25 protein-coding genes and 3 tRNA genes are annotated in these 26,418 nt (G+C 34.9%); 9 read left to right on the top strand and 19 right to left on the bottom strand.

Annotated features, from left to right (window positions below; translation table 11 throughout):
• Positions 1-208: 208 nt before the first annotated feature.
• Positions 209-2,032, bottom strand: coding sequence for a glutamine--fructose-6-phosphate transaminase (isomerizing) (gene glmS / locus I862_RS04170; protein WP_038539227.1), 1,824 nt, complete (start codon positions 2,030-2,032; stop codon positions 209-211).
• A 420-nt stretch (positions 2,033-2,452) separates the two neighbouring features.
• On the opposite strand from glmS, the gene I862_RS04165 reads away from it, so the two are divergent.
• A tRNA-Glu gene (locus I862_RS04165) sits at positions 2,453-2,527 on the top strand.
• Positions 2,528-2,550: 23 nt separating this feature from the next.
• Positions 2,551-2,626: transfer RNA gene (locus tag I862_RS04160), tRNA-Phe, on the top strand.
• A gap of 263 nt (positions 2,627-2,889) precedes the next feature.
• Here I862_RS04160 and I862_RS04155 read toward each other — a convergent pair.
• From I862_RS04155 to I862_RS04130, 6 genes are all read right to left on the bottom strand, one after another.
• Positions 2,890-3,537 (bottom strand): hypothetical protein, encoded by a 648-nt coding sequence (locus tag I862_RS04155; protein WP_148299482.1) that lies wholly within the window; start codon positions 3,535-3,537, stop codon positions 2,890-2,892.
• A gap of 86 nt (positions 3,538-3,623) precedes the next feature.
• Positions 3,624-5,333, bottom strand: a complete 1,710-nt coding sequence (locus I862_RS04150; protein WP_038539222.1) for a hypothetical protein — start codon at positions 5,331-5,333, stop codon at positions 3,624-3,626.
• A gap of 97 nt (positions 5,334-5,430) precedes the next feature.
• The gene (locus tag I862_RS04145) at positions 5,431-7,158 is read right to left on the bottom strand and encodes a peptidoglycan D,D-transpeptidase FtsI family protein (protein ID WP_052646410.1); all 1,728 of its coding nucleotides are present in this window, start codon (positions 7,156-7,158) and stop codon (positions 5,431-5,433) included.
• Between the two features lies 1 nt (position 7,159).
• Positions 7,160-7,474, bottom strand: a complete 315-nt coding sequence (ftsL, locus tag I862_RS04140) for a cell division protein FtsL (RefSeq protein WP_038539220.1) — start codon at positions 7,472-7,474, stop codon at positions 7,160-7,162.
• Positions 7,471-8,427, bottom strand: a complete 957-nt coding sequence (rsmH, locus tag I862_RS04135) for a 16S rRNA (cytosine(1402)-N(4))-methyltransferase RsmH (RefSeq protein WP_052646408.1) — start codon at positions 8,425-8,427, stop codon at positions 7,471-7,473. The genes ftsL and rsmH overlap by 4 nt, the downstream gene beginning before the upstream one ends.
• Positions 8,428-8,895 carry a division/cell wall cluster transcriptional repressor MraZ gene (locus tag I862_RS04130; protein ID WP_084173784.1) on the bottom strand — a complete coding sequence of 156 codons (468 nt, stop codon included), beginning with the start codon at positions 8,893-8,895 and terminating at the stop codon, positions 8,428-8,430.
• Positions 8,896-9,000: 105 nt separating this feature from the next.
• Between I862_RS04130 and I862_RS04125 the strand changes: the two genes are divergently transcribed.
• Positions 9,001-10,200 carry a deoxyguanosinetriphosphate triphosphohydrolase gene (locus I862_RS04125; RefSeq protein WP_095666400.1) on the top strand — a complete coding sequence of 400 codons (1,200 nt, stop codon included), beginning with the start codon at positions 9,001-9,003 and terminating at the stop codon, positions 10,198-10,200.
• Positions 10,201-10,235: 35 nt separating this feature from the next.
• Positions 10,236-11,438 carry a hypothetical protein gene (locus tag I862_RS04120; RefSeq protein WP_038539215.1) on the top strand — a complete coding sequence of 401 codons (1,203 nt, stop codon included), beginning with the start codon at positions 10,236-10,238 and terminating at the stop codon, positions 11,436-11,438.
• 41 nt (positions 11,439-11,479) lie between these two features.
• Here the strand turns inward: I862_RS04120 and gpmI are convergent, their stop codons facing one another.
• Both gpmI and I862_RS04110 read right to left on the bottom strand, forming a co-directional pair.
• Complete coding sequence (gpmI, locus tag I862_RS04115) at positions 11,480-12,988, bottom strand: 2,3-bisphosphoglycerate-independent phosphoglycerate mutase (RefSeq protein ID WP_038539212.1); 1,509 nt, start codon at positions 12,986-12,988, stop codon at positions 11,480-11,482.
• Between the two features lie 7 nt (positions 12,989-12,995).
• A complete protein-coding gene (locus I862_RS04110) occupies positions 12,996-14,285 on the bottom strand; it encodes an ATP-binding protein (protein WP_038539209.1) in 1,290 nt (429 codons plus the stop codon).
• A 113-nt stretch (positions 14,286-14,398) separates the two neighbouring features.
• On the opposite strand from I862_RS04110, the gene I862_RS04105 reads away from it, so the two are divergent.
• Complete coding sequence (locus tag I862_RS04105) at positions 14,399-15,883, top strand: carboxypeptidase M32 (protein WP_038539207.1); 1,485 nt, start codon at positions 14,399-14,401, stop codon at positions 15,881-15,883.
• A 5-nt stretch (positions 15,884-15,888) separates the two neighbouring features.
• Here I862_RS04105 and I862_RS04100 read toward each other — a convergent pair whose 3' ends face one another.
• From I862_RS04100 to I862_RS04070, 7 genes are all read right to left on the bottom strand, one after another.
• A complete protein-coding gene (locus tag I862_RS04100) occupies positions 15,889-16,365 on the bottom strand; it encodes a hypothetical protein (RefSeq protein WP_038539204.1) in 477 nt (158 codons plus the stop codon).
• Between the two features lie 88 nt (positions 16,366-16,453).
• Entirely contained in the window at positions 16,454-16,942 is a 489-nt protein-coding gene (gene lspA, locus I862_RS04095) for a signal peptidase II (RefSeq protein WP_052646406.1), read from the bottom strand.
• 4 nt (positions 16,943-16,946) lie between these two features.
• Complete coding sequence (locus I862_RS04090; RefSeq protein ID WP_052646405.1) at positions 16,947-17,897, bottom strand: AAA family ATPase; 951 nt, start codon at positions 17,895-17,897, stop codon at positions 16,947-16,949.
• Complete coding sequence (dapA, locus tag I862_RS04085; protein ID WP_038539201.1) at positions 17,897-18,784, bottom strand: 4-hydroxy-tetrahydrodipicolinate synthase; 888 nt, start codon at positions 18,782-18,784, stop codon at positions 17,897-17,899. Before dapA ends, I862_RS04090 begins: the two co-directional genes overlap by 1 nt.
• Before the next feature lie 15 nt (positions 18,785-18,799).
• The gene (locus tag I862_RS04080; protein WP_038539198.1) at positions 18,800-19,669 is read right to left on the bottom strand and encodes a sensor histidine kinase; all 870 of its coding nucleotides are present in this window, start codon (positions 19,667-19,669) and stop codon (positions 18,800-18,802) included.
• A gap of 165 nt (positions 19,670-19,834) precedes the next feature.
• Positions 19,835-20,647, bottom strand: coding sequence for a cache domain-containing protein (locus I862_RS04075; RefSeq protein WP_038539195.1), 813 nt, complete (start codon positions 20,645-20,647; stop codon positions 19,835-19,837).
• Positions 20,648-20,671: 24 nt separating this feature from the next.
• Positions 20,672-20,748 (bottom strand) — tRNA-Pro (locus I862_RS04070).
• Positions 20,749-20,993: 245 nt separating this feature from the next.
• On the opposite strand from I862_RS04070, the gene pdxY reads away from it, so the two are divergent.
• Complete coding sequence (pdxY, locus tag I862_RS04065) at positions 20,994-21,836, top strand: pyridoxal kinase (RefSeq protein ID WP_052646403.1); 843 nt, start codon at positions 20,994-20,996, stop codon at positions 21,834-21,836.
• Here pdxY and I862_RS04060 read toward each other — a convergent pair.
• Complete coding sequence (locus I862_RS04060; protein ID WP_038539192.1) at positions 21,833-22,996, bottom strand: multidrug effflux MFS transporter; 1,164 nt, start codon at positions 22,994-22,996, stop codon at positions 21,833-21,835. The genes pdxY and I862_RS04060 overlap by 4 nt on opposite strands.
• 105 nt (positions 22,997-23,101) lie before the next feature.
• On the opposite strand from I862_RS04060, the gene I862_RS04055 reads away from it, so the two are divergent.
• Positions 23,102-23,434, top strand: a complete 333-nt coding sequence (locus I862_RS04055; RefSeq protein ID WP_052646401.1) for a DUF2793 domain-containing protein — start codon at positions 23,102-23,104, stop codon at positions 23,432-23,434.
• On the opposite strand, the gene I862_RS04050 is transcribed toward I862_RS04055, so the two are convergent.
• Complete coding sequence (locus I862_RS04050) at positions 23,427-23,621, bottom strand: hypothetical protein (RefSeq protein WP_038539190.1); 195 nt, start codon at positions 23,619-23,621, stop codon at positions 23,427-23,429. The genes I862_RS04055 and I862_RS04050 overlap by 8 nt on opposite strands.
• Before the next feature lie 33 nt (positions 23,622-23,654).
• Positions 23,655-24,209, bottom strand: a complete 555-nt coding sequence (locus tag I862_RS04045; RefSeq protein ID WP_038539187.1) for a hypothetical protein — start codon at positions 24,207-24,209, stop codon at positions 23,655-23,657.
• A gap of 67 nt (positions 24,210-24,276) precedes the next feature.
• Here I862_RS04045 and I862_RS04040 point away from each other — a divergent pair, with 67 nt between their 5' ends.
• Both I862_RS04040 and I862_RS04035 read left to right on the top strand, forming a co-directional pair.
• Positions 24,277-25,428 (top strand): D-alanyl-D-alanine carboxypeptidase family protein, encoded by a 1,152-nt coding sequence (locus I862_RS04040; protein ID WP_038539184.1) that lies wholly within the window; start codon positions 24,277-24,279, stop codon positions 25,426-25,428.
• A gap of 120 nt (positions 25,429-25,548) precedes the next feature.
• Positions 25,549-26,388: a hypothetical protein gene (locus I862_RS04035; RefSeq protein ID WP_038539182.1), complete on the top strand. Its 840-nt coding sequence runs from the start codon at positions 25,549-25,551 to the stop codon at positions 26,386-26,388.
• The last annotated feature ends 30 nt before the right edge of the window (positions 26,389-26,418 follow it).

Here is a 26,418-nt window from a genome sequence, read left to right as displayed (position 1 = left end):
CTTTAAACTGCTTATTTTTTAGTTATGATAATACTAAAAAGCTTAATTATGAAGCCTTTTAGTGGGGTAAGGCTGAATTAATATTATTAAGCAATCTCACAGCTAAGCAACATTTGATAAATTATTAATTTACTTTGTTTTATGGTTAGCTTTGTTTCCGATATAGTTACCTTTAATGCCTATATATGCGCTTAAGCTCCTATAATTATTATTCTACGGTTACTGATTTTGCTAAATTCCTGGGCTGATCTACATCATTACCTTTAAGCACTGCAAAATGGTAGGCAAGCATTTGTAACGGAATAGTATATAGTAGGGGGGCGGTAAAATCATCTGCTTCAGGCAACTCAATGGTCATAAAACAAAAGTTTTTGAGTTGTTCTATACCATTCTTATCACTGAATAAAATGATTTTACCTCCTCTTGCGTATGCTTCCTGTAAGTTGGAGGCTGTTTTAGCAAATAGCTTATCATTTGGAGCGATTACACAAACAGGCGTGTTGTTATCAATTAAGGCTATCGGTCCATGTTTTAATTCCCCTGCCGGCATACCGAGCGCAGGAAGATATGATAATTCTTTTATTTTTAGTGCTCCTTCCAATGCTATAGGGTAGGCAATACCTCTGCCGATATAAATAATATTATTAAGGTGAAGAATGTTCTCAGCCAGGGTTTTAACATTTCTATCCAAGTTTAACGTTTCCGTAACTTTACCAGGAGTTTCATGCAGCTTTAACAACTCCTTTTCAAATTCTATATTGCTTAGTAGGCCTTTCGCATAACTGATATATAGAGAAAGCAGAGATAATACTATAAGTTGGCATGTAAATGCTTTAGTAGAAGCAACCCCTATTTCACTTCCGGCGCAAATAGGTAAAACAAAATCAGCAAGGTTACCCATAGAGCTCTCTTCCACGTTTACTACTGCAAATGTTTTAATCCCCTTTTCCTTAACCATTTTAAGTGCAGCGAGAGTATCGGCAGTCTCGCCTGATTGGGAGATAAAAATAAATACGTCTTTAGTATCTAAAACCGGTTCACGGTAACGAAATTCCGAAGCTATATCAATTTCAACGTTAATTTTAGTTTTTTGCTCGAGCCAATATTTTGCCACTGCTCCGGCATAGTATGAAGTGCCGCAGGCAATTATATATACCTTTTTAACTTCATTCCAGTTAAAGTCCATTGCCTTAAATAACAGCTCTTTCTTATTAGAATCATAATAGTGATCAAAACAGCGAGCAATCGCACTCGGTTGCTCATAAATCTCTTTAAGCATATAATGCTCAAATTCTTCTTTACCGGAAACTTCCTGGATTGAAACTTTTTTAATTTCTTTATTCAGCTCATTTCCCTTCATGTCGCAAACTTTATATTCGCGGGAGGTAATGGTAGCAATTTCATTATCATTTAAATAAATAAGCTTATTGGTAAGCGGAAATAAGGCATAAGCATCCGAGCCGAAATACATCTCATTTTCACCTATTCCGACTGCGAGTGGCAAACCTTTCTTTACCCCTATTATCGTATTTGGATCATGACTGCTGATTACAATAAAAGCATATAGGCCATGGCAACGGTCGGCTGCATTTCTTATTGCCTGATCGAGTGGCTGCTTTTGGTCAATATAAGATTGGATCAAATTTGCTAATACTTCAGTATCGGTATCGCCGCTAAACTCATAATTTTGTTCCTTTAGCTCTTCTTTGATTTCCATATAATTTTCGATAATACCGTTATGAACCAGTGCGATATCTTTAGTTAACATAGGGTGTGCATTTTCGTATGACGGAGCCCCGTGAGTAGCCCACCTTGTGTGGCCTATACCTATCCGGCCGCGAGTCGGGTTCTTTTTAAAAACGGCTTTAAGGTCTTTTACCTTGCCGGCTAATTTCAGCAGGTTAAAGCCATTAGAAAATATTGTGGCAATGCCGGCTGAATCATAACCTCTATATTCTAATCTTGCGATTGAATGTAATACTCTTTCACTTACATCCTGATAATTACTTACTATGCCTATAATTCCACACATTAAAAATGCTCTTAATTATTTTTTATGTAAAATAATTAACACTGAAATAAAAAATCCGCAACCTTTAGATGGGGGGTTGAGACACGGTAAAATATACATTGATGTAATATATTTTATTTAGATATATATTATCTTTGATCAAAATGTATTCTTAAAGGTTGATAATTAAGTTCTTCCTGCTGCATGCTCCTTCTATTTTGGTTTTTCTCTGTATAAGTGATCTTTAAGGAGCGGCGGTTAAGCATCTTGGAAATAAGAATGTATTATCATAAGTATAATTATTATTTCACTAATCCTAAGTTTATCAACTATGCTTTTGAAAATGTTAAGATTGGATAATTAATGCTCTTTTTGTGGATTTATAAATTATTACTTGCTTTTAGAAAGCAAACAGTATAGGAATATACAAGCAAATGCAGCGACCCCTTCGTCTAGCGGTTAGGACTCCACCCTTTCACGGTGGCAACGCGGGTTCGAGTCCCGCAGGGGTCGCCATTTTCTTTGCGGCTATTTCATAAGCCCAGATAGCTCAGTCGGTAGAGCAAAGGATTGAAAATCCTTGTGTCGTTGGTTCGATTCCAATTCTGGGCACCACTTAAAATTACCTATCTGCCTTTTGAATCATTATTTGCTGACATAAATTTTTCTTTTATTGTTTCGGTAAAACTTTTTAATAATCTCAAACTCTAGTTATTTCACCCCATACCCCTTTAGCTTACTGTGCTTAGTGGCCTTTAAGTATAGGAAGTATATCAGTAAGACTTGTAGTATTATAATAAAGAACTATACAATTTTCTTAATTCTTATTAATTTTGCTGTACTTATAAGGTGGAAAATAGCTATTATTCCTAGTATGGTTATCTTCTTAAGCTTGTAACAGCTGCTTCTTCTTTCATAATCTTATTAGTAAACTTACCTATGTCTTCTCTTGTTTCCTTTGCGCTCTTAGTTAAATCCTTAGTTTGAGCTCGTTCGTGTTCTCGATCTATGCCGGTAACCTTATCAATTAACTTACCAATAAAATTTTCTAAAGATTTCCTTAACGGGGATTTATTCAATTCATCTTGAATTCCAATCTCTTGAATACATTCTTTTCTAGGAGTTGATTGAATTGCATATTCTTTAAAATCAATTTTGTTTTCTTGTTTGTTTTTCTTCATAAAAGAGTCGATGCTCTTTTCCATTTTAGTAAGTAATTCAAGCATTGTACCTTCTTCAAGTCTCTTGGGTTTGAATTCTATACGATCATCTTCATCTATTGGGGTAATATCTAAAGTTCTACCATCAACTCCTTCCTCATAAACTCTTTTTGTCATATTTTTATACAGTTTACCAAGTAAGCTTTCTTTGTCTTCCTTTGTGCATCCGGGAATTGTTTCAGCACCGAATGTTTGACATCGAGATGCTTTAAGTTTAATCATTTCATCTAATATATCTGTAAAGACTTGATCGCATATTTTATCAATAATTTTCTTCATTTCGACTGGATCTCTTTCTACCGGCATAACTATATCTTTTATAAATTTAACTTGCATAAATAAGTATATTCCAAAAATAGTTAATAAGTAGTTAATAGTTGTTTTAAAATCATCTATCTTTCTTTTGAACCATTATTCTCAGATATGAATTTTTCATTTAAGCTTCCGGTAAAGCTTTTTATTCTATTCCATGCCCTTGTTATGATATTTTCTAAGCCTTCTATTTTAGAAGGTTGTGTATTTTTGAATGCACTTTGGTTATCTGCTAAATTTGTAGTAGTCGTAAATCTCTTAATGGTAGCAGGTGAGGAAGCTAAACCGAGCTTTGTATGTTCGCCTGTTTTTGGTAATTGGGAGGTAGTTTGCTGCAAGGCATCTATTTTTAATTCCGTTTTTGAAGATAATTTCGCTTCATAAACAGGATTATCGCTAAAACCCAAAGCATTTTCGATAAATTCTCCTTCCTGCTTAGGAAGAGTTCTAGAAGGAAAAAGCATAAATTTTATACTATTTAATACTTCGCTTACCTTTAGATCTACAGAGTCAAGACCTTTAAGCAAAGTATCGGTTATATTGTATTTACGCTCGATGCCGAGTGCTTCCTCCGCCGTGCTTAATACCGTTTCTTTGAACTCACGGTAATTTTTTAAGTTATCCTTATCCCTGAATTTCAGTTTCTCCTCACCCTTTAAAATTGCCGTGAAATACTCTTTATGTTCTTTGATAACCTGATGCAAAGTAATAACTTCTTCCTTAGCATTATTATATGAAAGTTCACCGCTTTCTTTATAATTTTTTAAGCATAAATCAGTTTTGATTTGGGCTGAGAATTTGCTTAAGTCTTCTTGCCTGGCTTTTATAATAACTTTGTAATACTCTTTAATAATTCCTGTTAATTTCTCTTTATTTACCTCGGTATTCGGAATACGTAGTTGTTTTGTCGGCACACCTAAGAGCTCTCCGAATGCTTTAATTGCTTTAAAATTATTGTATTCGGCGATTTTTTTAAAAGCATCATCAATAGTTTCAGTGTAATCATGCTTAGCTACTTTATCGCATTCTGCGACAAAGGTGGGAGTAATTTTATATTTCCTGCCGTATTCTCTAAAGTGGTTAGTAGGTCCTAAGCCGGGTATATGTCTGGTATGGGAATGCGGGTGGATCTTTTCTTCAAGGGAAGCATTGGCGCCGCCAAAATCAATACTGACAATTATTTTCATACCGTTTTCAACTTTCACTCCCAAGTTTCCCGAATGCATATCCATATCATTGGTCAGCAACCTTGGTACTACCGATTCGGCAAAACCCGGCGAACTACTTAAAACTTCATTAATAAGAGTGGTCGTATTCTCTATCTCGAATGTAGAGGCAATTAAATTTTTAGTTCCTATAAGTTTCGGTCTATCTTTCGGCGGGATTAAGCCCTTGCTTGTATAAGCGTATTTAAAGAGATCTCCTTGGTAATTATTAAAAAATATGGAAGCAATATAAGGATGAGTCGGTTTTCCTGTTTCATCCGTAACTTTAGCAAAAAACACTTCTGCCTGATGCTCGGGATGGGTGGATCTGTGCATTTGAGAAGCTAAAAACTCAGCTATATTTTTAGCGGGATTCGGGTCTTGTTTAAATAAAGCGGTTCGAGTAAAGCTTTGATATACGCCTCCTAATTTCCCGGCTTCATTAGCACCGCCTCCTTTACCTTCCTTGTACTGCCAAACCTCAGGTTCAATAGCATTAGGGGAAGACTGAGTGACAAACTCGTTTTCTTTAGTTTCCGAGTTATATCTATATAATGTCTCTCTATGCTTTTGATCTCTTGCCATTATTTAACCTTTGCCTGACTTCTTTTATTAGATTTTAAATAAAAAAAGTTAATAAAAAGTTAATAAAAAGTTAATCTAATAGAAAAAACGGATTTAGTCAGCGATTACTGATTTTTTGATGACGAGGATTGAAATCAAGTGAGAGCATATCGTTTATCTCTTCACTCTTGTCTAAAACCGGATTAACACCGAGTATAGGAGATATTCTTTTCACGATCTCTCCTGCAACAGGGGCGGCAACCGCTCCGCCGGAGAGTAACCCGCTATTGTGAATATTGCGTTTTGCTTCATCAACCATGACTAAAACCAAATATTCAGGCTTATGGATCGGGTATGCGGCAACAAATAAAGATAAATTTGAATTTTTGCAATAACCTCGACCACAGATTTTTTCGGCCGTACCACTTTTCCCGCCTAAAAAGTATCCGGGTACTTCAGCCCTTCTTCCTGAACCGCCGGTAACTACCAACCTTAGCATCTTACGCATAAGTAGTGAGGTTTCTTCTCCGATTACTCTGGGGTATTCGTCTCTGGGCGCATGATGTTTAAGTAGAGTAGGTTGTACTAACACCCCGCCGTTTACGGAAGCTGCAATAGCTCTTGCTAGATGAAGAGGAGTGACTGCTATGCCGTGCCCATAGCTGATCGTGACCATACTTACTTCATTCCATTTCTTTTTTGGCGGATAGCGAGGGGAGGATACTTCAGGAATTTCAATGCTTAGCTTGTCCAAAACTCCGAACCTCTGCATGTATTCCTGCTGATCCTTAACTCCGATATAAGAGGCTATTTGAGCGGTGCCGATGTTTGATGAATACATTAAAATCTCAGGTATGGAAAGCTCTCCGCCTTTACCTTTATAGTCATTGATTTTAAAATTTGCGACCTTGTAAGGAATGGAGACATTAAAAGCATCATTAACTTTTACCCTTCCTAAATCAAAGGCTGAGGCAGTGGTCAATACCTTAAATACCGATCCCATCTCATAGGAGCCTAGGCTAATTTGATTAAATCTTTGTCTGTCGTTGGTACCTTCGGTTCTATTAGGATTAAAATCCGGTAGGCTTACCATCGAAATAACTTCTCCGTTATTAATATTCATAACCAAACCTGAAGCACCTATGGCTTGGTTTAAATCAATGGCACTCAATAATTCTTCACGTACTATATTTTGTATCCTTAAATCAAGAGAGAGTTCCAGGGGCAGCTGAGTTGACTCAGTCAAATCGTAATTAAAAGTTTTTTCTATGCCTGAGAGCCCATTGCCGTCAACATCAGTAAACCCGACGCTATGGGCAAATAAGTGAGTTTGCGGGTAGACTCTCCTTTCATCTTTAGTAAAATATAAACCCGGGATACCAAGATCATGAATGATTTGCTGCTCTTTAGGGGTGAGGTGCCTCTTTACCCAGGCAAAATTTTTATTTAATTTAAATTTAGTTATTAAGTCCTGATATTTTATGCTGGGTAAAGCATCTGATAATTTTCTTGCAGTTTCTTCAGCATTAATTAGGTAACGAGGATTGGCATACAACGAAGCAGTAGTAATGTTGGTTGCAAGCAGCTCTCCATTTCTATCGGTAATTGAAGCTCTCTTTAATAAAAATTCCTTAGAGGGTTTTCTACTTGAAGTAAGTTTTATATCTTCAATTGATGAAAAACCAGTTAAATAAAAAAGTCGAAAAATCAAGGCTAAAAAAGATAAGGTTAAGCATATGATAACAAAAGTTAGCCTACCGTGGCATATATCCATGGCTTTTTCATAATTTGCAGATTTAGCCCTTTCAGTAATCTGCTGGTTATGCTGCTTTGTTCGAAGCTGCATTTTATTCCGTCCCCTCTTCCAAAAAAAGTTTGTTTATTTCCCCTAAATACACACTTTTAATCCTCGTCGGATCTATCGATACTAAGTTTAAATTTTTCCTGGAAAGCTTAGCTAAACTTTCCGGCTTAGTAATATAGGATAATTCAGCTTTTAAAATATGTATATCTTCTTTCGTCTTTATTATTTCATTGTCAACCGAATTTAGTTCTTTGCGTATTTTTTGTACGCTATATTTAATTTCAAATAACAATATAGAACTTAAAATCAGTGCTAGAATTCCGATTAAACTTGAAGGCTTAAATAAGGCGTTAATCATTTTATCCTCCTTATTGCTCTAAGTTTGGCCGATCTGGCTCGGGGGTTGCCTGATACTTCTTCGTTTGATGGGGTTAAAGCTCCTTTGAATACAAATTCGAAGCTCGGTTCGTTATAAAATTCAATCTGAGGTAGATGGCGGTTGGTATTAATACGTTTTCCACATAACTCATTAAAATATTCTTTAACTATTTTATCTTCCAATGAATGGAAAGTGATAACTAATATCTTTCCACCCAAAGCTATATGCTTAGCAGCAGCAATTAATGCATTTTCCAATTGAGTAAGTTCGTCATTAACAACAATCCTTAATGCCTGAAAAGCTTTAGTTGCAGGGTGAATGGAATGATTATATCTACCGTTTCCGCGAGCAATTATCTCTGCCAGCTCACAAGTTGTTTCGATAGGTTTAATACTGCGGGCTTTATTAATCAGATAAGCTATTTTTCTTGATTTTCTCTCTCCGCCGAATTTAAAAATTATATCAGCCAGCTCTCCTTCCGAAGTGCTGTTCACTATGTCGTAAGCAGTAATGCCGCCGCTATTTTGATCCATCCTCATATCAAGTGGTGCATTTTTAGCAAAAGAGAAGCCTCGCTCGCCTTGATCCAGTTGCATGGAAGAAACCCCGATATCAAACACTATACCGTTAATTCTATCTAGATTATTTTCTAGTATAATGTTTTCTAAACTACCGAATTCCCCGTTTATAAAATTAAAACGTCCTTCAAACTGCTTGGATAAATCATCTGCAAATTTTGTAACACTGCTATCTCTATCTATACCATGCACCTTGCAACCGGCATTAGTTAAAATTTCTTTACTATACCCACCGGCACCAAATGTTGCATCGATATATATACCTCCATCCTGAGGAGAAAGGGCTTCTAATACTTCTTTTATCAATACGGGCTTATGAGGCTTTAAAGTTTCTGAGGAGTTTATAATCTGCATTTATTCCCCTCCTCTTTTTTGCTTTAAAGTTATTTTTTTGGAGATAGCGTAATCTCTTGACTTTTTAGAATGCTCCGGAAATTCCTCAATCGACCATATTTCAAATGTTTTTCCCTTACCTACAAAAGCTGCTTCATTTTTTATATTACCGAATTTAATTAAACGCTCAGGTAGAACAATGCGGCCTTTGCTATCAATATTAAGCAACTCTGCACCACCTAAAATTGCAGTTTCTAACGCATCGCGCTCTAGTGAAAAGATATCCAAATCTTCTATGTATCCCTGTAACTCCCGCATTCTTTTTTCCGTACAAACTTCAATAGCATTATTAATAAATGAGCAATACCCGTAAATCGTCATACTTCCCTCAGCTTCAATTATGCTCCTGAAAGGAGCCGGAACTGAAAGGCGGTTCTTATCATCTAACTTATTTATATAAGTAGAAATAAAAATTCCCATATTATGCATGACTAGTGTTTATTAATAGTATTACACAATTTTGTATTGAATAATAGTGTTTTTTGGGAGTAAATGGGGTATAATGGGAAAGAAATGAGTATATACGGGTAAGCGATGGAGCAGATAATCAGCAATGATAAGAAGAATTTACGGTTGGCAAGTTATGCCGTTGATATTGCGCATAGCCAGGGAAGACGGCATAAAGAAAGCTATGAAGGATATCTTTTACCATACCAAAATGACCGAAATCGTATAATAAATTCCATATCTTTCAGAAGACTTGAATACAAGACTCAAGTATTTATAAATTATGCGGGAGACCACTATAGAACTCGATTAACCCATAGCTTAGAAGTCGCTCAAATTGCAAAAGCTATTGCATATGAGCTGAACTTAAATGAAGATTTAACCGAGTGCATAGCTTTAGCTCATGATTTAGGCCACCCACCCTTCGGGCATGCGGGTGAAGATGCCTTGCAGGAAGTAGCAAAAGAATTCGGCGGATTTGACCATAATGCTCAAACCTTAAAAATTCTAACCTATCTTGAGCAAAGGTACGCAGAATTTGACGGACTAAATTTAACCTGGGAAACTTTAGAAGGAATTGCCAAGCATAATGGCCCATTAACCGGGAAATACAGTAAGCCTAAAAAACTGAGTAATATATATACCGATATAACTAAAGTATTTGATTTAAAACTTGAAACCTTTGCCTCTCTTGAAGCGCAGGTTGCATCGCTTGCCGATGATATCGCTTATATAAATCATGACATTGATGACGGATATAGAGCAGGATTTATTACCATTTCGGATCTTAAATCTTTAGATCTGTTGGGTGAAATATTTACTATGCTTGAATCTACTTATCCGAATCTCTCTGTTTCAAAGATGATAAGTGAGGCGCTAAGAAGATTGAAAAAACAAATGGTTACCGATTTAGTTGCCGAGATTAAAAGAAGAATATCTTTTTACAATATTCATTCTGCTGAAGATATTAGAAACATGCATGAGCCGATTGCGGCCTTTTCAAAAGATATGGAAGTGATAAAGGATAAAATAAAAGCATTTCTGTTCGAAAGGATTTATCGTCATTATAAAATTAATCGTACTAAAGTAAAAGCGTGCCATGTGGTGAAAAATTTGTTTGAAACCTTAATGAAAAATCCGAATTGTATGCCGACCGATTGGTATGAGAAGCTGGTTGATTGCGACGAACAAAAGAAAGCTGAGATTATAATAGATTATATAGCAGGCATGACGGATAGATATGCTATTGAGCAATATAAAAAGCTCTTTGACCCTTTAGAATATTGATGTAGATTACAAACGAAAAAGATAGTTAAGGACATATGAATATAAAGCTTAGTAGCAATCTGGAATGCTCTCAAAGAAGAGAAGAATTCTTAAAAGTATTACATTATATAAAAGATAATAGAGCTTCTGATTATAAGTTGTTTAGCTTCAATTCAAGTTATTACTATAATTTAACTAATTTGCTGGAGCCTATTGCAAGGCAAATAAAGGAAGATTGCTGTACAGTAGTAATGGTCGGGATGGGTGGGGCTATATTAAACCCTAAAACTTTTGCTTTATTTAACCGAAATATAGATTTAAACATAGAATATCTGGATACTTTAGACCCGGTTTATTTCCAGCTATTAATTGAAAAAATTGATCTTAAGCAAACGAAATTTTTAATAATCAGTAAATCCGGTGAAACACTTGAGACAATCTCTCTATGCCTTACATTAATTAAAATTTTTGAACAGCAGGGAATAAAAAATATCAATAAACATTTTATATTTATTACAGAATTCAAGAGTAGCACCTTAAAAGAAATTGCTATAAATTTAGGCAGCACTATTCTTCCGCATGAAGAGATTGGCGGTAGATTTGCATCGTTTACTAACATTAATATTCTGCCTTTAATGCTTATGAATCAAGATGCTCATGCCTTTTGTGAAGGGGGAGAAGAAGTGCTTAGGGATTTTTTTTATAACCGAGAGGATAGCTTAATAGCAAAAGGAGTGGCTTTTTTAACTAGCATGGTTGAAAAAAAATATAGCATACATATTAATATGTCATATGCGCGGTCTTTACATAATTTTTTGGAATGGAACAAGCAGATAATTGCTGAAAGCTTGGGTAAAGAGGGTTTCGGAATTACCCCGATGTGTGCGCATGGTCCTGAGGATCAGCATAGCCAGCTGCAATTATACCTTGATGGGTATAAAGATAAATTTTTCTCTCTTTATAACTTTGCAACATATAAAGCGCCTAGCTTGCCATCAGTAGAGTTTCAGGGGATATTTAATAAAACTATAGAAGATTTGACTTTAGCTCAGTATAAAGCATTTATAAATGTTTTATCGCAACATAATATACCTACCCGTCAAATCACCATGCTAGATGATTCTCCCAAAAGTTTAGGAGCCTTGATGATGTTCTCAATGGTTGAAACTATAGTTTTAGGGCTGATGAATAATATAAATCCTTTCGGGCAACCGGCTGTGGAAGGGATGAAGCAATTAGTTTATAAGTTATTAAAGTAATTAACTAAAATCTCAAGCGAGCAATGACATATTGAAATAACTTACGGAAAGAATGTGATTAACGAATTCCCGGTCATTTCTTTAGGTTTTTTTATGTCAATCAACTCCAAAAGTGTAGGCGCTATATCAGATAATGCTCCATCTTTTAACTTTATATTCTTTTCCCCGATGTAAATTAAAGGTACTTTAAATAAAGTATGAGAAGTAAACGGTTCAAGGGTATCCGGGTTCTTCATTAATTCCGCGTTACCGTGGTCGGCTGTAATTAACATTTCCGAATCAGTTTCTTTAATAGTGGTTAGGATTTTACCTAAGCAATCATCAATAGCTTCTATAGCTTTCACTGTAGCTTCAATATTACCGGAATGACCTACCATATCAGCATTTGCAAAATTAGCACAAATTAAGTTATAAGATCTGCTTTTGATAGCCTCAATTAATTTATCGGTTACATCATATACTGACATTTGAGGCGCTAGATCATAAGTTTTAACTTTCGGAGAGGGAACTAAAATCCTCTCTTCTCCTTCAAACGGCTCTTCTCTTCCGCCGCTTAAGAAAAACGTAACATGAGCATATTTCTCGGTTTCCGCTATCCTTAGTTGCCGCATTCCATGCTTTGAGATAACTTCTCCTAAAGTATAAGCAATATTTTCAGCAGGGAAAAGAGTGCTTAAATATCGGTTTAGCTCCTCCGAATATTCAGTCATTCCTACAACCGATGCTAGTTTTACTTTATTTTCCCGAGGAAAATCTTTAAAATCTTCTTCTACTAATGCGGTTAAAATTTCTCTAACTCTATCAGCGCGGAAGTTTGCCATCAGTATAGCATCATTTTCTTTTATCCCTTGGTAGTTGTTTCTTACGTGCGGAATGATGAATTCATCGGATATATCCTGAGTATAGCTTTGCTCGATAACTTCCTGCGGAGTATTAAACTTTGGTGCTTGTGCCTTAATTATAGCATTATAACTAAGTTCAATCCTATCCCATCTTTTATCTCTATCCATTGCATAGAACCTTCCGCTTATACTTGCAATTTCTAACCCTGCTTGAGTAATGAAATTTATATAACTTTGTGCGCATTTCGGAGGGGTATCCCTACCATCAGTAATTGCATGGATTAAAACTTTAATATTATGTTTCCGAAGTATTTTGCTGAGGGCGACTATATGATCAATATGCGAATGCACTCCGCCGTCAGATATAAGCCCCATTATGTGGCAGGTTCCACCGTTTTCTTTTAATGTTGCAATCAGCTCCTTTAATGCTTCATTATCTTCTATCTGTTTTGATTCAACCGCATGATTTATTTTAGGTAAGTCTTGGAACATTACTCTTCCGCTGCCTATAGTCATGTGACCTACCTCGGAATTGCCCATCTGCCCTTCAGGTAGGCCGACATCTAAACCACTTGTTTCAATTAAAGAGTGGGGATAATTTTGTAATATATATGAGTAATTAGGAGTATCAGCGCCTAAAATCGCATTATACTTCGGCGAAGGGTTATAACCCCAACCGTCAAGAACTAATAAAATACGAGTAGTCATATAATTACTAAATAGGGAATATTAATATAATTCTTAAACCATTATAAGGGCTTTGGGCAAGTTTAATTTTCCCTCCATGCGCTTGAACGACACTTTTTAAAATTGCAAGCCCAAGTCCATAACCCTCTTTACTATTAGAGGTTTTTTGGAATGGTTTGAAAACCATTTTTCTATCCTGCTCTTCTATACCTTTGCCGTCATCGTCAACCGTGATATAGAGGTTATCATCCAGCTTATAAACTATTACTTCTATTTTACTCTTTGCATATTTGATAGCGTTCTCAATTATATTATTAATCGCGCGTTGGAATGCATTAGGGCGGAGAGGCATGTACTGCATATTAACGGAAGTATTGATAACCAATCGGGCATCATTAAACTTTGCTAATGTTTTATTTAATAAAGCTATTATTTCTGTTTCAACCACCTCTTCATTACCCTCACCTTTGGCAAAATCCAAATAACTTATGACCATTTGCTCCATTTCATTTAAATCTTGGCTTATTTCTTCAGCTATTCCCTTATCATCCAGCATAGCGGTTTGTAATTTTAACCGAGTAAGCGGTGTTCTCAAGTCATGTGAAATATGGGCTAGAAGTTCAGTTCGATATTTTATCTGTCTCTCAATTCTTTGTTTCATTTTTATAAATGCATTACCCGCAGTTCTGATTTCTTTAGCGCCCGAGGGCTTGAAAAATTCTATATCATGGCCTTTACCGAACTGGTCGGCAACTTCTGCAAGTTTAGTAATCGATCTTATTTGGTTTCGCATGAACGTTAGGGATATTATAATTAACAGCGAAGCAACCCCTATCATCCATAGCATAAATATATAAGTGGTAGGGCTTTTTATCCGCTTGCTTGAAAAACATATTTCCATGTATTTTCCTTTTGTGGTATAGCCGACTGTAATTGATGATTTATCGCTAATATAACTTATATAACTTGGTTGGGTTTTAAGCTTCTTCAACTTTGCTTTAAATTCTGAAAGATCTTGGTCAAATTGCTTGGAAGAAAACTTATTTTTATTTTGTAGAAATGTTTCCTTAGTTAAAAATTTTACCTCCAAACCTAGGGGACTTAGTATATTTAAAGCCTTCTTATTATTTGATTTTGTGCTGTTTATGGTGTTTAAAACTGTTTCCACTTCTCCAACCAGTGCATCTTGCATATGAGAGGTGACATTCTCCCAATGCCTTTCATAAAATATTATGGTGATCACTACCTGCAGCAACACCATAGGGAGCATGATAATTAACAAAAATCTTCCGAATAATGAACCGGGGGTGAATTTCATTTCTATTTGCCGAATACGTTTATGTAATTAATTAACTCAAATTAAACGACTGGACAACGTAAACCTAACTGATATAGAAACAAATTTAGATAGAATATAATCCTTAAAAGCTCATGAAAGCATATAATTTTTTAGAAACACATTTTAAAGAAATTTCAATCATTGATCAAATTTCAAGCATACTCGGCTGGGATAAAGAAGTGATAATGCCGACTGGGTCACTGCATGCCAGAATCGAGCAGTCATCTTATCTTATAAAACTGGCGCATGAGAAAATTTGTAACCCGTTAATAAGGGAAAAAATTAATGAAGCTTTAGCGGATTTGAATTTATTAAATGATTGGCAAAAAGCCAACTTACTTGAAATGAAAAAAATTTTCGATGATTATGCCTCCGTTGATAATAGTTTGATGAGAGAATATTCATCACTAAGGCAAGAATGTGAAATGGTTTGGCGTTCGGCAAGGAAAAATAAATCCTTTAATGAAGTTAAGCCTTATTTTGCAAAGCTGTTATCGGTAGTGCGTAAAATTGCAACCGCGAAAGCGGATTATTTTAAAGTTTCTCCTTATCAGGCATTAGTAAATGAATATGACCCTAAGCGAAAAGTTGAAGAAATAGATAATATATTTTCCGAACTTAAAAACTTTTTACCCCAATTTATTGAAAAGGTGAGAAGTACTCAAGGTGAAAAGCCGGAGCTGGGCGGGCACTTCCCGATCGAACTTCAGCAGCAATTAGGTATAGAGATCATGAAAGATTTCGGATTCGATTTTAATAAAGGAAGGCTCGATACCAGCACTCATCCTTTTTGCGGAGGGATACCACAGGATATAAGACTTACTACGAGATACGACGAAAATGATTTATTTATTGCTTTGCAAGGTATAATCCATGAAACCGGACATGCTTCGTATGAATATAATTTACCCCTCGAATATGCATATCAACCCGTCGGACGCAACCTCGGGATGGCTATTCATGAAAGCCAGTCACTGCTTACTGAGATGCAAATCGGAAGAAGTGATGAATTTGTCGAGTACCTTACCCCTAAGCTGATTAAGTATTTTTCAGTCGATAGAACTAAATTTAATCAGAAAAATATTACAAAATACGTCAAGCATGTGGAGCCTTCTTTTATTCGTGTAGATGCTGATGAAGTTACCTATCCGCTGCATGTAATTATGCGTTATGAGCTTGAAAAGCAACTTATAAGGGGAGATTTGGAGGTCGGTGATTTACCTTCCGCCTGGAATGCTTATTTTAAGCAAACTATAGGATTAACGCCTGATAATGATGCTTTAGGTGTTTTACAGGACACGCATTGGTATAGCGGGATTTTCGGGTATTTTCCAAGCTATACGCTGGGTGCGGTTACTGCTGCTCAATTAATGAACTCGATTAGAAAAGCGATTCCTGAAACAAATGAACTGATTAAAGGAGGTAAATTAAAGCCAATTTATGATTGGTTAAGAATAAATGTCCATGCAAAAGGAAAATTGTTCTCAGCTGATCAAATGCTCGTTAATTCTACGGGAGAAAGTTTGAATCCCAGGTACTTCATAGAATATTTAGAATCTAAGTATACACATAATTAAAGCCTTTATAATTGGGGGTATAATTCAAAACCTACGGATTCTAAAGTAGGTGCGGCATAATCCTTTTCGTCCGGGGTGGCTTCATCCTCTTCATATGTAAAGTAATCTTTTACTAATCCGGCTGTTGTTAAAATTACTCTGCCTTTAATTGAGGAAACCTCATGAATGTGAGAATAAGCAGCATCCAGTATATTACCGCCTAAAAAGCCCATGGCCATACCCGGTAACTTTGGAAAAATTATATCAATAACTCCGCCTTTTATAGCTTTTTCAATTCCCCAAGTAACGCTCATGACTGCTGTATTCAATAGTATTTCAAGCTTGCCGCTATTACTTGAAAGTGTGTCGTATATTCCGTTTAATACTCCGCATGAGGTGCTTGTTATAGCCGCTAAAGCGAAACAGTAAGAATTATTGGAAAGTGCCCATAAAATGGCTGCATCGGAAGCTATACGCACTTCGGAATCTTTGAATCTTAACATGAAATAAAAGCCTAATATGAAATTTAAGCATAGTTTAAAGATATTTAAACTATTAACAAGCAACTAGCAATAGAATAAGTAAATTTTTTTACAACTGTCGATTTTGTTCTTTTTCCTGAAATGATTGTATCATTAAAATTAAAACGCCGATTACAATAAAGGAATCAGCAAGGTTAAATGCAGGGTAATGATACTGCTTAAAGTAGAAATCTATGAAGTCAACAACCGCTCCGTATTGAATTCTATCAATAATATTGCCTAAAGCCCCTCCGATGATTAAGGCAATAGGGAATAAAACCTTATTATCATCAGATCTTATAAGCCATATGATTAACCCTGCCACTATAACAAGAGAAACCGAAATTAAAATAATTTGACTTTGTTCCAGATCATTAAACATCCCGAAACTAATCCCGTGATTCCAAACTAAAACTATGTTTAAGAACAATCCTACCTCTATAGCATGCGTCCCATTATGGTGAGTAAAGAAATTAAGCACCAGGTATTTGGTAATTTGATCCATTGCGACTGCAATAATAATAATTAAAAGTAATTTTATCAGTTTTCCGTTTAGCATTTATTTAACTCAATGTTGAAAGGATGAAATGTTGTTTATCAAGATGGAATGTTTCCACCTCAATCAGCTTTTTCTGCAATTCAAAGAAATAATTTAGCCTGTCTTCTAAGTTACTGTCATTTAATGATAATTTAATCTTGTTTATTATTGATTTAAGTAACATGAATTTTACTAGAGACCAGTTTTCCTGCCCTGTTTTAATATTCTCGACAAACTTTAAGATATCATTAATAGAATTACTATTTAAAGAGTGTTCCAATTCTTTTAAAAATTTGATTCCGTACTCGCTATGTATTTCAACCGCAAGTTTTAGATTGCCGCTTGTGATATTATATAGTTCTTCAGCTTCTTGCGTATCAATATTTTCCAAGTTTTGCTCTAATGCTGTTTTAAAATCTTTAAATGATAAAGGTTTAAGCTTCAGGTTAAGGCAGCGAGAGCGAATGGTAGGGAGTATTTTAAATGCTGAACTCGCAATTAAAAAAATAAATGTATTTTTTGGAGGCTCTTCTAAAATTTTAAGCATAGCATTGGAGGCACTGATGTTCATATAATCCGCGCCGTCAATAACTACAACCTTATATTTTGATTCACTTGCGGTTAGCCTTAAAAATTGTATTACCCCTCTGACTTCTTCAATGGTAATAGTCGGCTGTTTACGAGGTTCTCCGTCTTTTATTTCAGCATCAATTATGATTAAGTCAGGGTGGGTTAATCCTTCTATTTTTTTAACAACCGAGTTTCGGGTAGAAATTTCCAGATTGCTCGGTTGATACAGTGGATGCTGAAGTAGAAATTTTGCAAAATGGTAAGTAAGAGTTGCTTTACCTATCCCTTTTTCCCCGGTAATCAGCCATGAGTGATGTAATCTTTCATTTTGAAATGAATCCAGGAAAAGCTGTTTAGCTTCTTTATGGCCATAAATTTTATTATTTTTAAGCGGGCTTATAACCATTAAATTACCCCTAAGGTTTTAAGCTCATTATCAATCTTAATACAATTAGGATGAGTGAGTGTAAGAAGCGGTAGTCTTAATTCCGGAGTCGAAATCAACCCCATCCTGAAAGCAGCATATTTAACCGGTATGGGATTAGTTTCACAATACATTAAATCTATAATTCTTAGATATTTTTTTAGTTCGCTTACAGCTTGAGGATATTGTTCGTTTAAAGTTAAATCCTGAATACGAGACATAGCTTCCGGGAAAAGATTGCCGATAATTGAAATGCAACCTACTCCTCCGTTTAAATTAAATACTGCGGAAGTTGCATCTTCTCCCGAAAGCTGGATAAAATCTGTATTACTAAGCGTAGCTTTTAAGTTAAGCGGCCTGGCGAGATCACCGGTAGCGTCTTTAATGCCTATAATGTTTCTAAGTTCAGCCAATTCCGAAACTGTTTCATTATTAATATTAACTATTGTTCTACCCGGGACATTATAAATAAAAATCGGTAAATCAGTATTATCGTTTATATATTTATAGTGCTCATACATACCTTGTTGAGAAGGTTTGTTATAATATGGGCACACTATTAGGGCTGCATCTGCGCCTAACTCTTTTGCTTCCTCCGTATACTGTAAAGTTTTAATTGTTGAATTACTTCCGGTCGCGGCGATTAAAGGTATCTTTGTGCCGCTATTATCAATCTCTTTGCGACATAACTTAATTAGTGCCGTCCTTTCTTCATCTCCAATAGTTGCGCCTTCACCCGTGCTTCCTAGGACAACTAACCCATGTACCTTAGATTTAATCTGCCATCTTACGAATCTTGTAAAGCTTTCATAATCCACCTCCCCCTTTATGAAAGGGGTTATAAGTGCGGTTAATAACCCTTTAAACATAGCATATTTCCTTACTTAATGTTTTTCTAATCTAATATTAGGAATTAATATTTTTATTTTTGTGCCTTGGTTAACTTTGCTTTCAATCTCCATTTTTATATCATGTAAATCTAGGATACTTTGCGCTATAGTCAACCCTAGTCCTAATCCGCTTTTAACTTTAGTTAACACATCGCCGGTAGTAGAAAACATTTCAGTAATTTTATGTAAATTATCTTCATGGATACCTTGGCCTGTATCGGAAATTTCGATAATGATACCTGCGACTGATTGTAAGGCAGAAATCAGAATATCCCCATCAGGTTTATTAAATATAATACTATTATTAATAAAATTTAATAATACAATTTTTATCTTTTCAGGATCCAGATAAATATATGGTAAATTATGCTGAATATCGAGCTTTAAATTTAGCTTATGTTGTTTGATTTTAGGTATTAATGCATTAAGTGCATTATCTATAATTTCCTTAATACTACATTTGCTCTCATTTAGTTTGACATTACCTGATTCGAAATCCGCTACTGCTATAATATTATTAATTTTTCCTAGTAAGTCCCGTCCGGATTGATGAATGATTTGAATATATTCAAAATATTCAGGAAGCATAGGGCCTGCAAATTCCGAGCCGAGTACATCGCATCCGCCTATGATATGATTTAGGGGAGTCCTGAGTTCGTGTTGAATATTTCTGATAAAATCTAATTTAGTTTTATTCATTGCCTCAAGTTTTTTAAGTAAAAACTCAAGTTTCTCATTAGCTTCAACTAATTCCGCTTTTTGTAAAATCACCTTTTTTAAACTATTTGCCAAAAGAGAGATTTCTGTGGTTGTATATTCATTAATTTCAACTAAACGATCATTAGAGGAAATTTTTTCAGCCACATCCGACAATTCAATTACAGGTCGAACTACAAATTTATTGACAAAAATAAGAATTATTATGCATAGGCAAAAATTAGGGAAAGATTATAAAAAGTTTTTTAAAGCTGGTAAGTAGCAACTCATCCCAGATTATTTCATTGAAAACTACAACGATATAAAAATTTTTTAAATACGAAGTTTTTTTATAAATATACTTTCCGCACCTTTAGACCAAGGCATTGCTGTAATATCAAGGTAATTATAATTTTTTGAATTAATAAATTTTTTAATAGAGTTATTTAAATTCTCGGATATAATGCCGCTCTTTGACTTGATGATAACCTTGCCTTCTTTATCAATAATAAAAAAACTGATATTTTTATTATACATTTCAATATTTGAAAGGTGCTGTTCAAGTTTAAATAGCTCAAATCCTGAAGTTATGGTTCCCAGGTACTGTCCTACTTCATTGGTTATACCCATCCCGAATGGTATAACCTTAGTTCCCGTGACAATATCCGTTTTATAAGATCCTATACGCAGCTCCCAAGGTTGAGTAACCGTATCGGGGAGAAAATGTCGGGTAGAAATATTTTTATATGGTGATTTCATAATGCCGAGCCCGGAATCCACCCTTATATTAAAAGCATTATCACTCCAAGTTATTGCGCTCCAAGTAACTAATTCTCTAACACTGGACTGCTCATGAAATGTATCTAATAAATTTAATATTTTTTGGTTATCATCAGCATTGAATTTTACAATTAATTCTCCAATGTACGAAATAATGCTTCTTGCATTGTCAAAAGGATCGGTAAAACTTACCTCAATGCTTTCAGCGGCATTAGTTAATTTATCTTTTATTATGGAATAATTAATGGATTGTAAGTTGCTGATATACCAGGTGATTAAGATTAAAAAAAGTATTACTTCTAATATTATAAATTTGGTAATAAATTTAGCAGGCTTTTCTTTGTGTTTAATATACCGGTCTTGCAAGGCTATTTCCTACAGTAATATTCATGGTCGGGGCAGAGAGATTCGAACTCCCGACCCTCTGGTCCCAAACCAGATGCGCTACCAGGCTGCGCTATGCCCCGAACAGATCTAAGTGATATAGCAAGTTTTTTATTATTTTGCAAGGTGATAATTACAAGGTTTTGATAGAAAAAGCAATTTTTTACTATTAATATTTTCAATTTTAATTCTCTTAATAAAGTTACAAGAGATAAAAAGAGGGTATTAATCATTTAAAAGCTCAGGGTATTTATAATTACTAATTTAACTACCTAAATAAATATGATATTTTTCTTTCTAAATTATAAATTAATTGCTTACTTTTAAAATGAGCATCATCTCCATTCAATCACATGTGGCATACGGCTATGTAGGCAATAAAGCGGCAGTATACCCTCTGCAATCGATGGGGCATGAAGTGCTGCCGATAAACACGGTGCAATTTTCCAACCATACGGGTTATAAAAAATGGCAAGGGGAGATATTTACCAGAGATCATATTAGAAGCATTATCAGAGGGATAGAAGATATAGGTGCAGATAAAGACTGCCAAGCTATATTATCGGGGTATATGGGTAGCCGTGAAATATGCCTGGAAGTATTTGAAACAGTGGAAAGATTTAAATCCAAAAATAAACATCTGATATATCTTTGTGATCCCGTAATCGGTAACACAAGCTGCTATGTGAAGCCGGAAGTATTAGAATTTTTTAAAGCAAATCTACAAGCTGATATTATAACCCCGAATGAATTTGAAGCTGAGATTCTTTCAGGGATTAAAATAAAAACTATAAAAGATCTAAAAGATGTAGCTGAATATTTTCATAATAGGGGGGTAAAGATAGTAGTGATTACAGGCTTAAATCTGAGAGAGTTATCTGAGAGCGGTTTATATATCTTTGTGTCGGATCAAGTGCATACTTATATAACAAGAACAGTAGAATATAATTTTGATACTCCTCCCAGCGGTACCGGAGATTTATTCTCCGCGTTGTTTTTAGGTAATTATCTTTCAACTAAAAGCGCAGTACAATCCTTAAAGCGTAGCGTATATTTTATTGATCAGGTGATAAAAAATACTTTTACCGCTAAAAGCAGAGAGCTGAAGATTATAAATACTAACTATGCTTGCATCAATGAAACTACCCTTCCTGATGCTATAGAAGTTTAATTATAAATAATTTTATTTCTTATTAGGTTCGAGGTTAAAGACACTATAATTATACTTAAAACTAAATTTATTAATCCAAAGCTTGCGGCACTTCCGTTATAAAAACAATTTGCCAGCCAAGTAACCGCGGAACATAATAAATATCTTATACTAATAATTAGTGAAGAAGCCACCCCTTTCTTATTCGGAAATATTTCCATTGAGCGAGCAAAGATGAGCGGATAAAGAATAGCAAAGCCTATACAAAAAACTGCCATCATTAAAGTAAGATAATTTTCCGAAGGGATGACAGGTATCATGGTTGAGCTAATTAAAATCAAGAATAATCCCAAATAAATTGATTTTTTAACTCCCAACATATTTGTGATGCTACTTGATATAAAACTGGTTAAGGCAAACGCAGCGACAATTATACCCTGATGAATAGTATAGGTAAGAATATCAAGCTTATAAGTTTGCATATAAAGAAACGGCGCGATTGCGACAAATGCTATATAGCAGCCATAGAGCAAGCTTGGAATTGCAGCAGCACTGATAAAGACAGTGCTTGATAATATTGCTTTAAAATCATTAAGAGTTGCGTTTAAGTTAAATGATTCTTTTTGTTTTTTAGTTTCCGGTAAAAAAAGTAATAATAATATCCATGATATAATACATATCAATGCGACTGTTGCATAATTTCCGCGCCAACCAACTGCCTGATTAATAAAACCTCCTAGAACCGGGGCAAGTGCCATGAGAGTAGTGAATACTGCATTCATAATACCATATAGCTTTGCTGCCTTATTTGTATTATATACATCAGCTATAATAGCTGAAACAACAACTGCGGAAGTTGCAGCTCCCGTTCCTTGAATAAAGCGAAACAAAAGTAGCCAATTTATTGATGGCGCGAAAACACAAGCAACAGCACCAATTGCAAGGATGGCATTGCCGATCAGCATAATGCGCCTACGCCCGAAATTATCGGATAAAGCTCCATACACTAATGAAGCTAAGCAAAAAGCAAATAAGTTATAAGTAATAGTTAACCCTACTCTATATTCGGGAACGGCAAAATGTTTCGCTATATCAGGAAAACTCGGTGCAGATATCTCAAGTTCGATACAGCTGTTGATGAGTGCAATTATAAGTAAAAGCTGTAAACTTAGCCGGTTCATTGAGGTTACCTCTTATTAAATGTTGAAAAATTATTTTTTATTTGGGCTTCCATGGATAAAGCTTATTAAATATAATTCAGATAAACCAATCTAAAAATTATATTTATGGATAATAAATCTTCTACTTTTTTAAAACTCTCACAAAACCAATCTCAAAAAGAAATTGTTATTAATGAAAATTTCGTACTACTGGATAAGCTGTTTAATAAATATATAAAGAGTATTAAGCTTTCATCACCGCCACTGGAAGAAGCACAACATTATTTATATATAGTCGGGCAAAATGCAAAAGATGAATGGAGCGGGCAGGAGAATAAAATAGCATATTACCGAGATGGGTGGCAATTCATAGAACCGGGAGCAGGGGCATTTTTCTTTGTTTATGAGGAAAAAGCCTTTTACGGATTTAATGGTAATAACTGGGAGAAGCTCACTTAGGGGTGCTTTGCTTAAATTTTCTGATCAGCTCATCAAGGTTTATATCTTTAAAGTTACCTTGTAAATTAGCCACCAATGCATTTATTTGAGCTAATATAGCATTTTGATCTAGTTTCATTATCGCGCCGTAAGCAATCGCCACAAGCAGCATCATGGTAACTATTAAACTTTTTAAAGCACCAAACATTATATATTCCCCCTTCTTTATCCAACGATATAATCAATTATAAAAAATTAAACAGTTTTCTTCCATATATTTTAATGCTTCAGCCATTCCTTTCAGCGAATAAAAATCTAAAGCAGTATCATCCGAAACATTATAGCTTCTGACGCTTAAGCTACGCCCATCCTTAATCATATCTTCTATTATTGCCTTATCCTGCGTGCTTGAATAAGTCCAAGCATAGTTGGGCAGGGCGGAATTAAGCAGATATGAGCGGTTGTTGGTTTTTAAAATTATTTCATTGTTTTTATCAATTAAAAACCCGGGGTTTAAAGATATAGAATATTGCTTTGTCCCTTTAAATGATATAATCAGATAGGGAGCTTCCCTCACGCCTTCAAATGCTTTTGTTCGATAAGACGATGCAAATGCATAGCATTTTGTAGTGCTGTTAGAAATTTGGTGATAGACTTCCCAATCACTAAAAGTTTTAACTAATTTTAGTTCTGTTTGAGGTACATAAACGTACCTTTGGTTCAAATCCTGCTCATCAGCATTTGCATTCGCCTGAGTTAGTAGTAGAAGTAGTATAAAAATAAAACATCTTTTCATTGCATGCGCCTTTTAAAATGCTAATATATCCCTTTAATTATAGATAGTAATCTTTAAAGGTTAAGAAATGATTAATCTTAAAACATATATTCGATATTTTGTCATTATTTTTTCGACAATTTTAGCTGATAATACTGCTTATGCTTTTGAAACCAGCGCTAAACAGGCTTATTTGATGGACTTTAATACAAGGACATGTTTGTTTGACAAAAATGGCGAAAAAAGAATGGTTCCATCTTCTATGACTAAGGTTATGACTGCTTATGTAGTTTTTAGTAACTTAAAAGAAAATAATATTGATATTAGCGATGAATTTTTAGTGAGTGAGAATGCTTGGAGGACAGGCGGGACAAAAATGTTCGTGAATTTGAATTCTAAAGTTAGGGTTGAAGATTTATTAAGAGGAGTGATTGTCCAATCCGGCAATGATGCATCTAAAGTACTGGCGGAAGGTATACACGGCGAGGAAAGCACTTTCGCTGAAAGCATGAATGAGCATGCCAAGCAGATCGGAATGCATAGAAGTAACTTTAAAAATGCTTCAGGTTTGCCTCATGCAGAGCATTACTCAACAGCAAAAGATATCGCCGTTCTTGCGGAAGCTACAATTAAAGATTTTCCTGAGTATTATAATTATTTTTCAGAAACCGAATTTAAATATAATAATATTCATCAATATAATAAAAATACATTATTAGGTAAGAAAGGGGTAGACGGGTTGAAAACCGGCCATACCGATGCAGGCGGATTTGGTGTGGTGGTGTCTGCAAAGCGGGATGGCAGAAGATTAATTGCAGTTGTAAACGGCTTAAACAGTGAGAAGGAAAGAATAAAGGAAGCTGATAAGCTACTAAGCTATGGCTTCAGTAACTTTATTAATAAAAAACTATTTAGTGCTAATGAAGAAGTAACAGTGGTCGATGTTTGGTACGGTAAGCAAAATGATGTAGCAGCAGTTGCTGCAAAAGATATAGAAGTCGTATTACCGAAAATTATCGGTAAAAAGAATAAACAAACTACTAAGGTAGTTTATAATTCACCGATAAAAGCTCCGATTAAAAAGGGAGATATAATTGCTCAACTTAAAATTGAAGAGAATAACCAAGTGCTCTTTTCTACGGATTTAGTCGCAAAAGAAGATGTAGCGCAAGCAAATATACTCGGTAGAGCTACGCAAAATATAAGATATTATTGGGATAAATATATTAAATCTAAATAAAATATGTGTACAGAAAAGTAGAATGCATAGTTATATATGTTATCATTTTCTTAATTAACTGAAAATTAACCTTTTATAATTATTATATAATAATGATTATTGTATAATGAAGAGGTGGATATGTTCATTATCCCGAGTAAAGAAGATAATAAAAGATATGTAGAAAAATTAAAAGCTAAAAAAGCTACGGAAAAATTTAAAGAAAGCTTAAAGGATCACATTGAGGAGATCATTGAACAGCTGAAAAATGACAGACTAATTACTAAAGCAGACATTTCTGAAGATATAAAGAATAATGCAAAAAATAAACTAAAAACAGAATTAGCCGTAAAGGTTGGTGAATACTTTTCAAATTTAGATGTACCGTTGAAAGTTATATTTGATCCTTCTAAAGATAATCCCTTTTCCATAGTTTCTACTATAGAAAGCTTAAAAACCCTGCAACAAGATTCGAAAGGAGATAATAACCCACCTGCTTCTCAAGATATCCCGCAAGAGTTACAAGAAAAAATTAAGGCTGCTAATGTTTTAGAAGAAAAGTTAAATGAAAATTCTAAAGCGCTGGATAATATTATTAATTCTTGTGTAGATAATTTAGCAGCAAGTATAGAACAAGGAAAGGGTATGGATTCGGCTAAAAAAGACCTGCAATCTAAAATAGCAATAGCTGTAGGAACCATAGTAACCGTCGTTGTGGCCGCAGCTGCAATCGCGACCGGAGTCGCCCTGGCAGCTCTTGTACCGGGTGCGGGTCTTGTTGCAGGGATTATTCTTGCTATAGAAGGACCTATGGTAGCCGGAGTTGTAGGTGGGTTAGCTACTTGGGCAGTTAATGAGGGTATAAAGTATAGCAAAGGTGAGGTGACAAGAGATGGGGTTAGCCAACTTGAATCCATGTGTAGAGTAATGAAGGAAGCCGGAGAATTGACACAAAAACAATCTGAAAAGGGAATAACATAACAAAAATTAATTCTCAAAATTATATTTTGA

Origin of the sequence: endosymbiont of Acanthamoeba sp. UWC8 (assembly GCF_000730245.1) — a bacterium.
In the GTDB taxonomy this organism is placed as follows: domain Bacteria; phylum Pseudomonadota; class Alphaproteobacteria; order Rickettsiales; family Midichloriaceae; genus Jidaibacter.
This window is presented reverse-complemented; position numbering and strand designations above follow the sequence as displayed.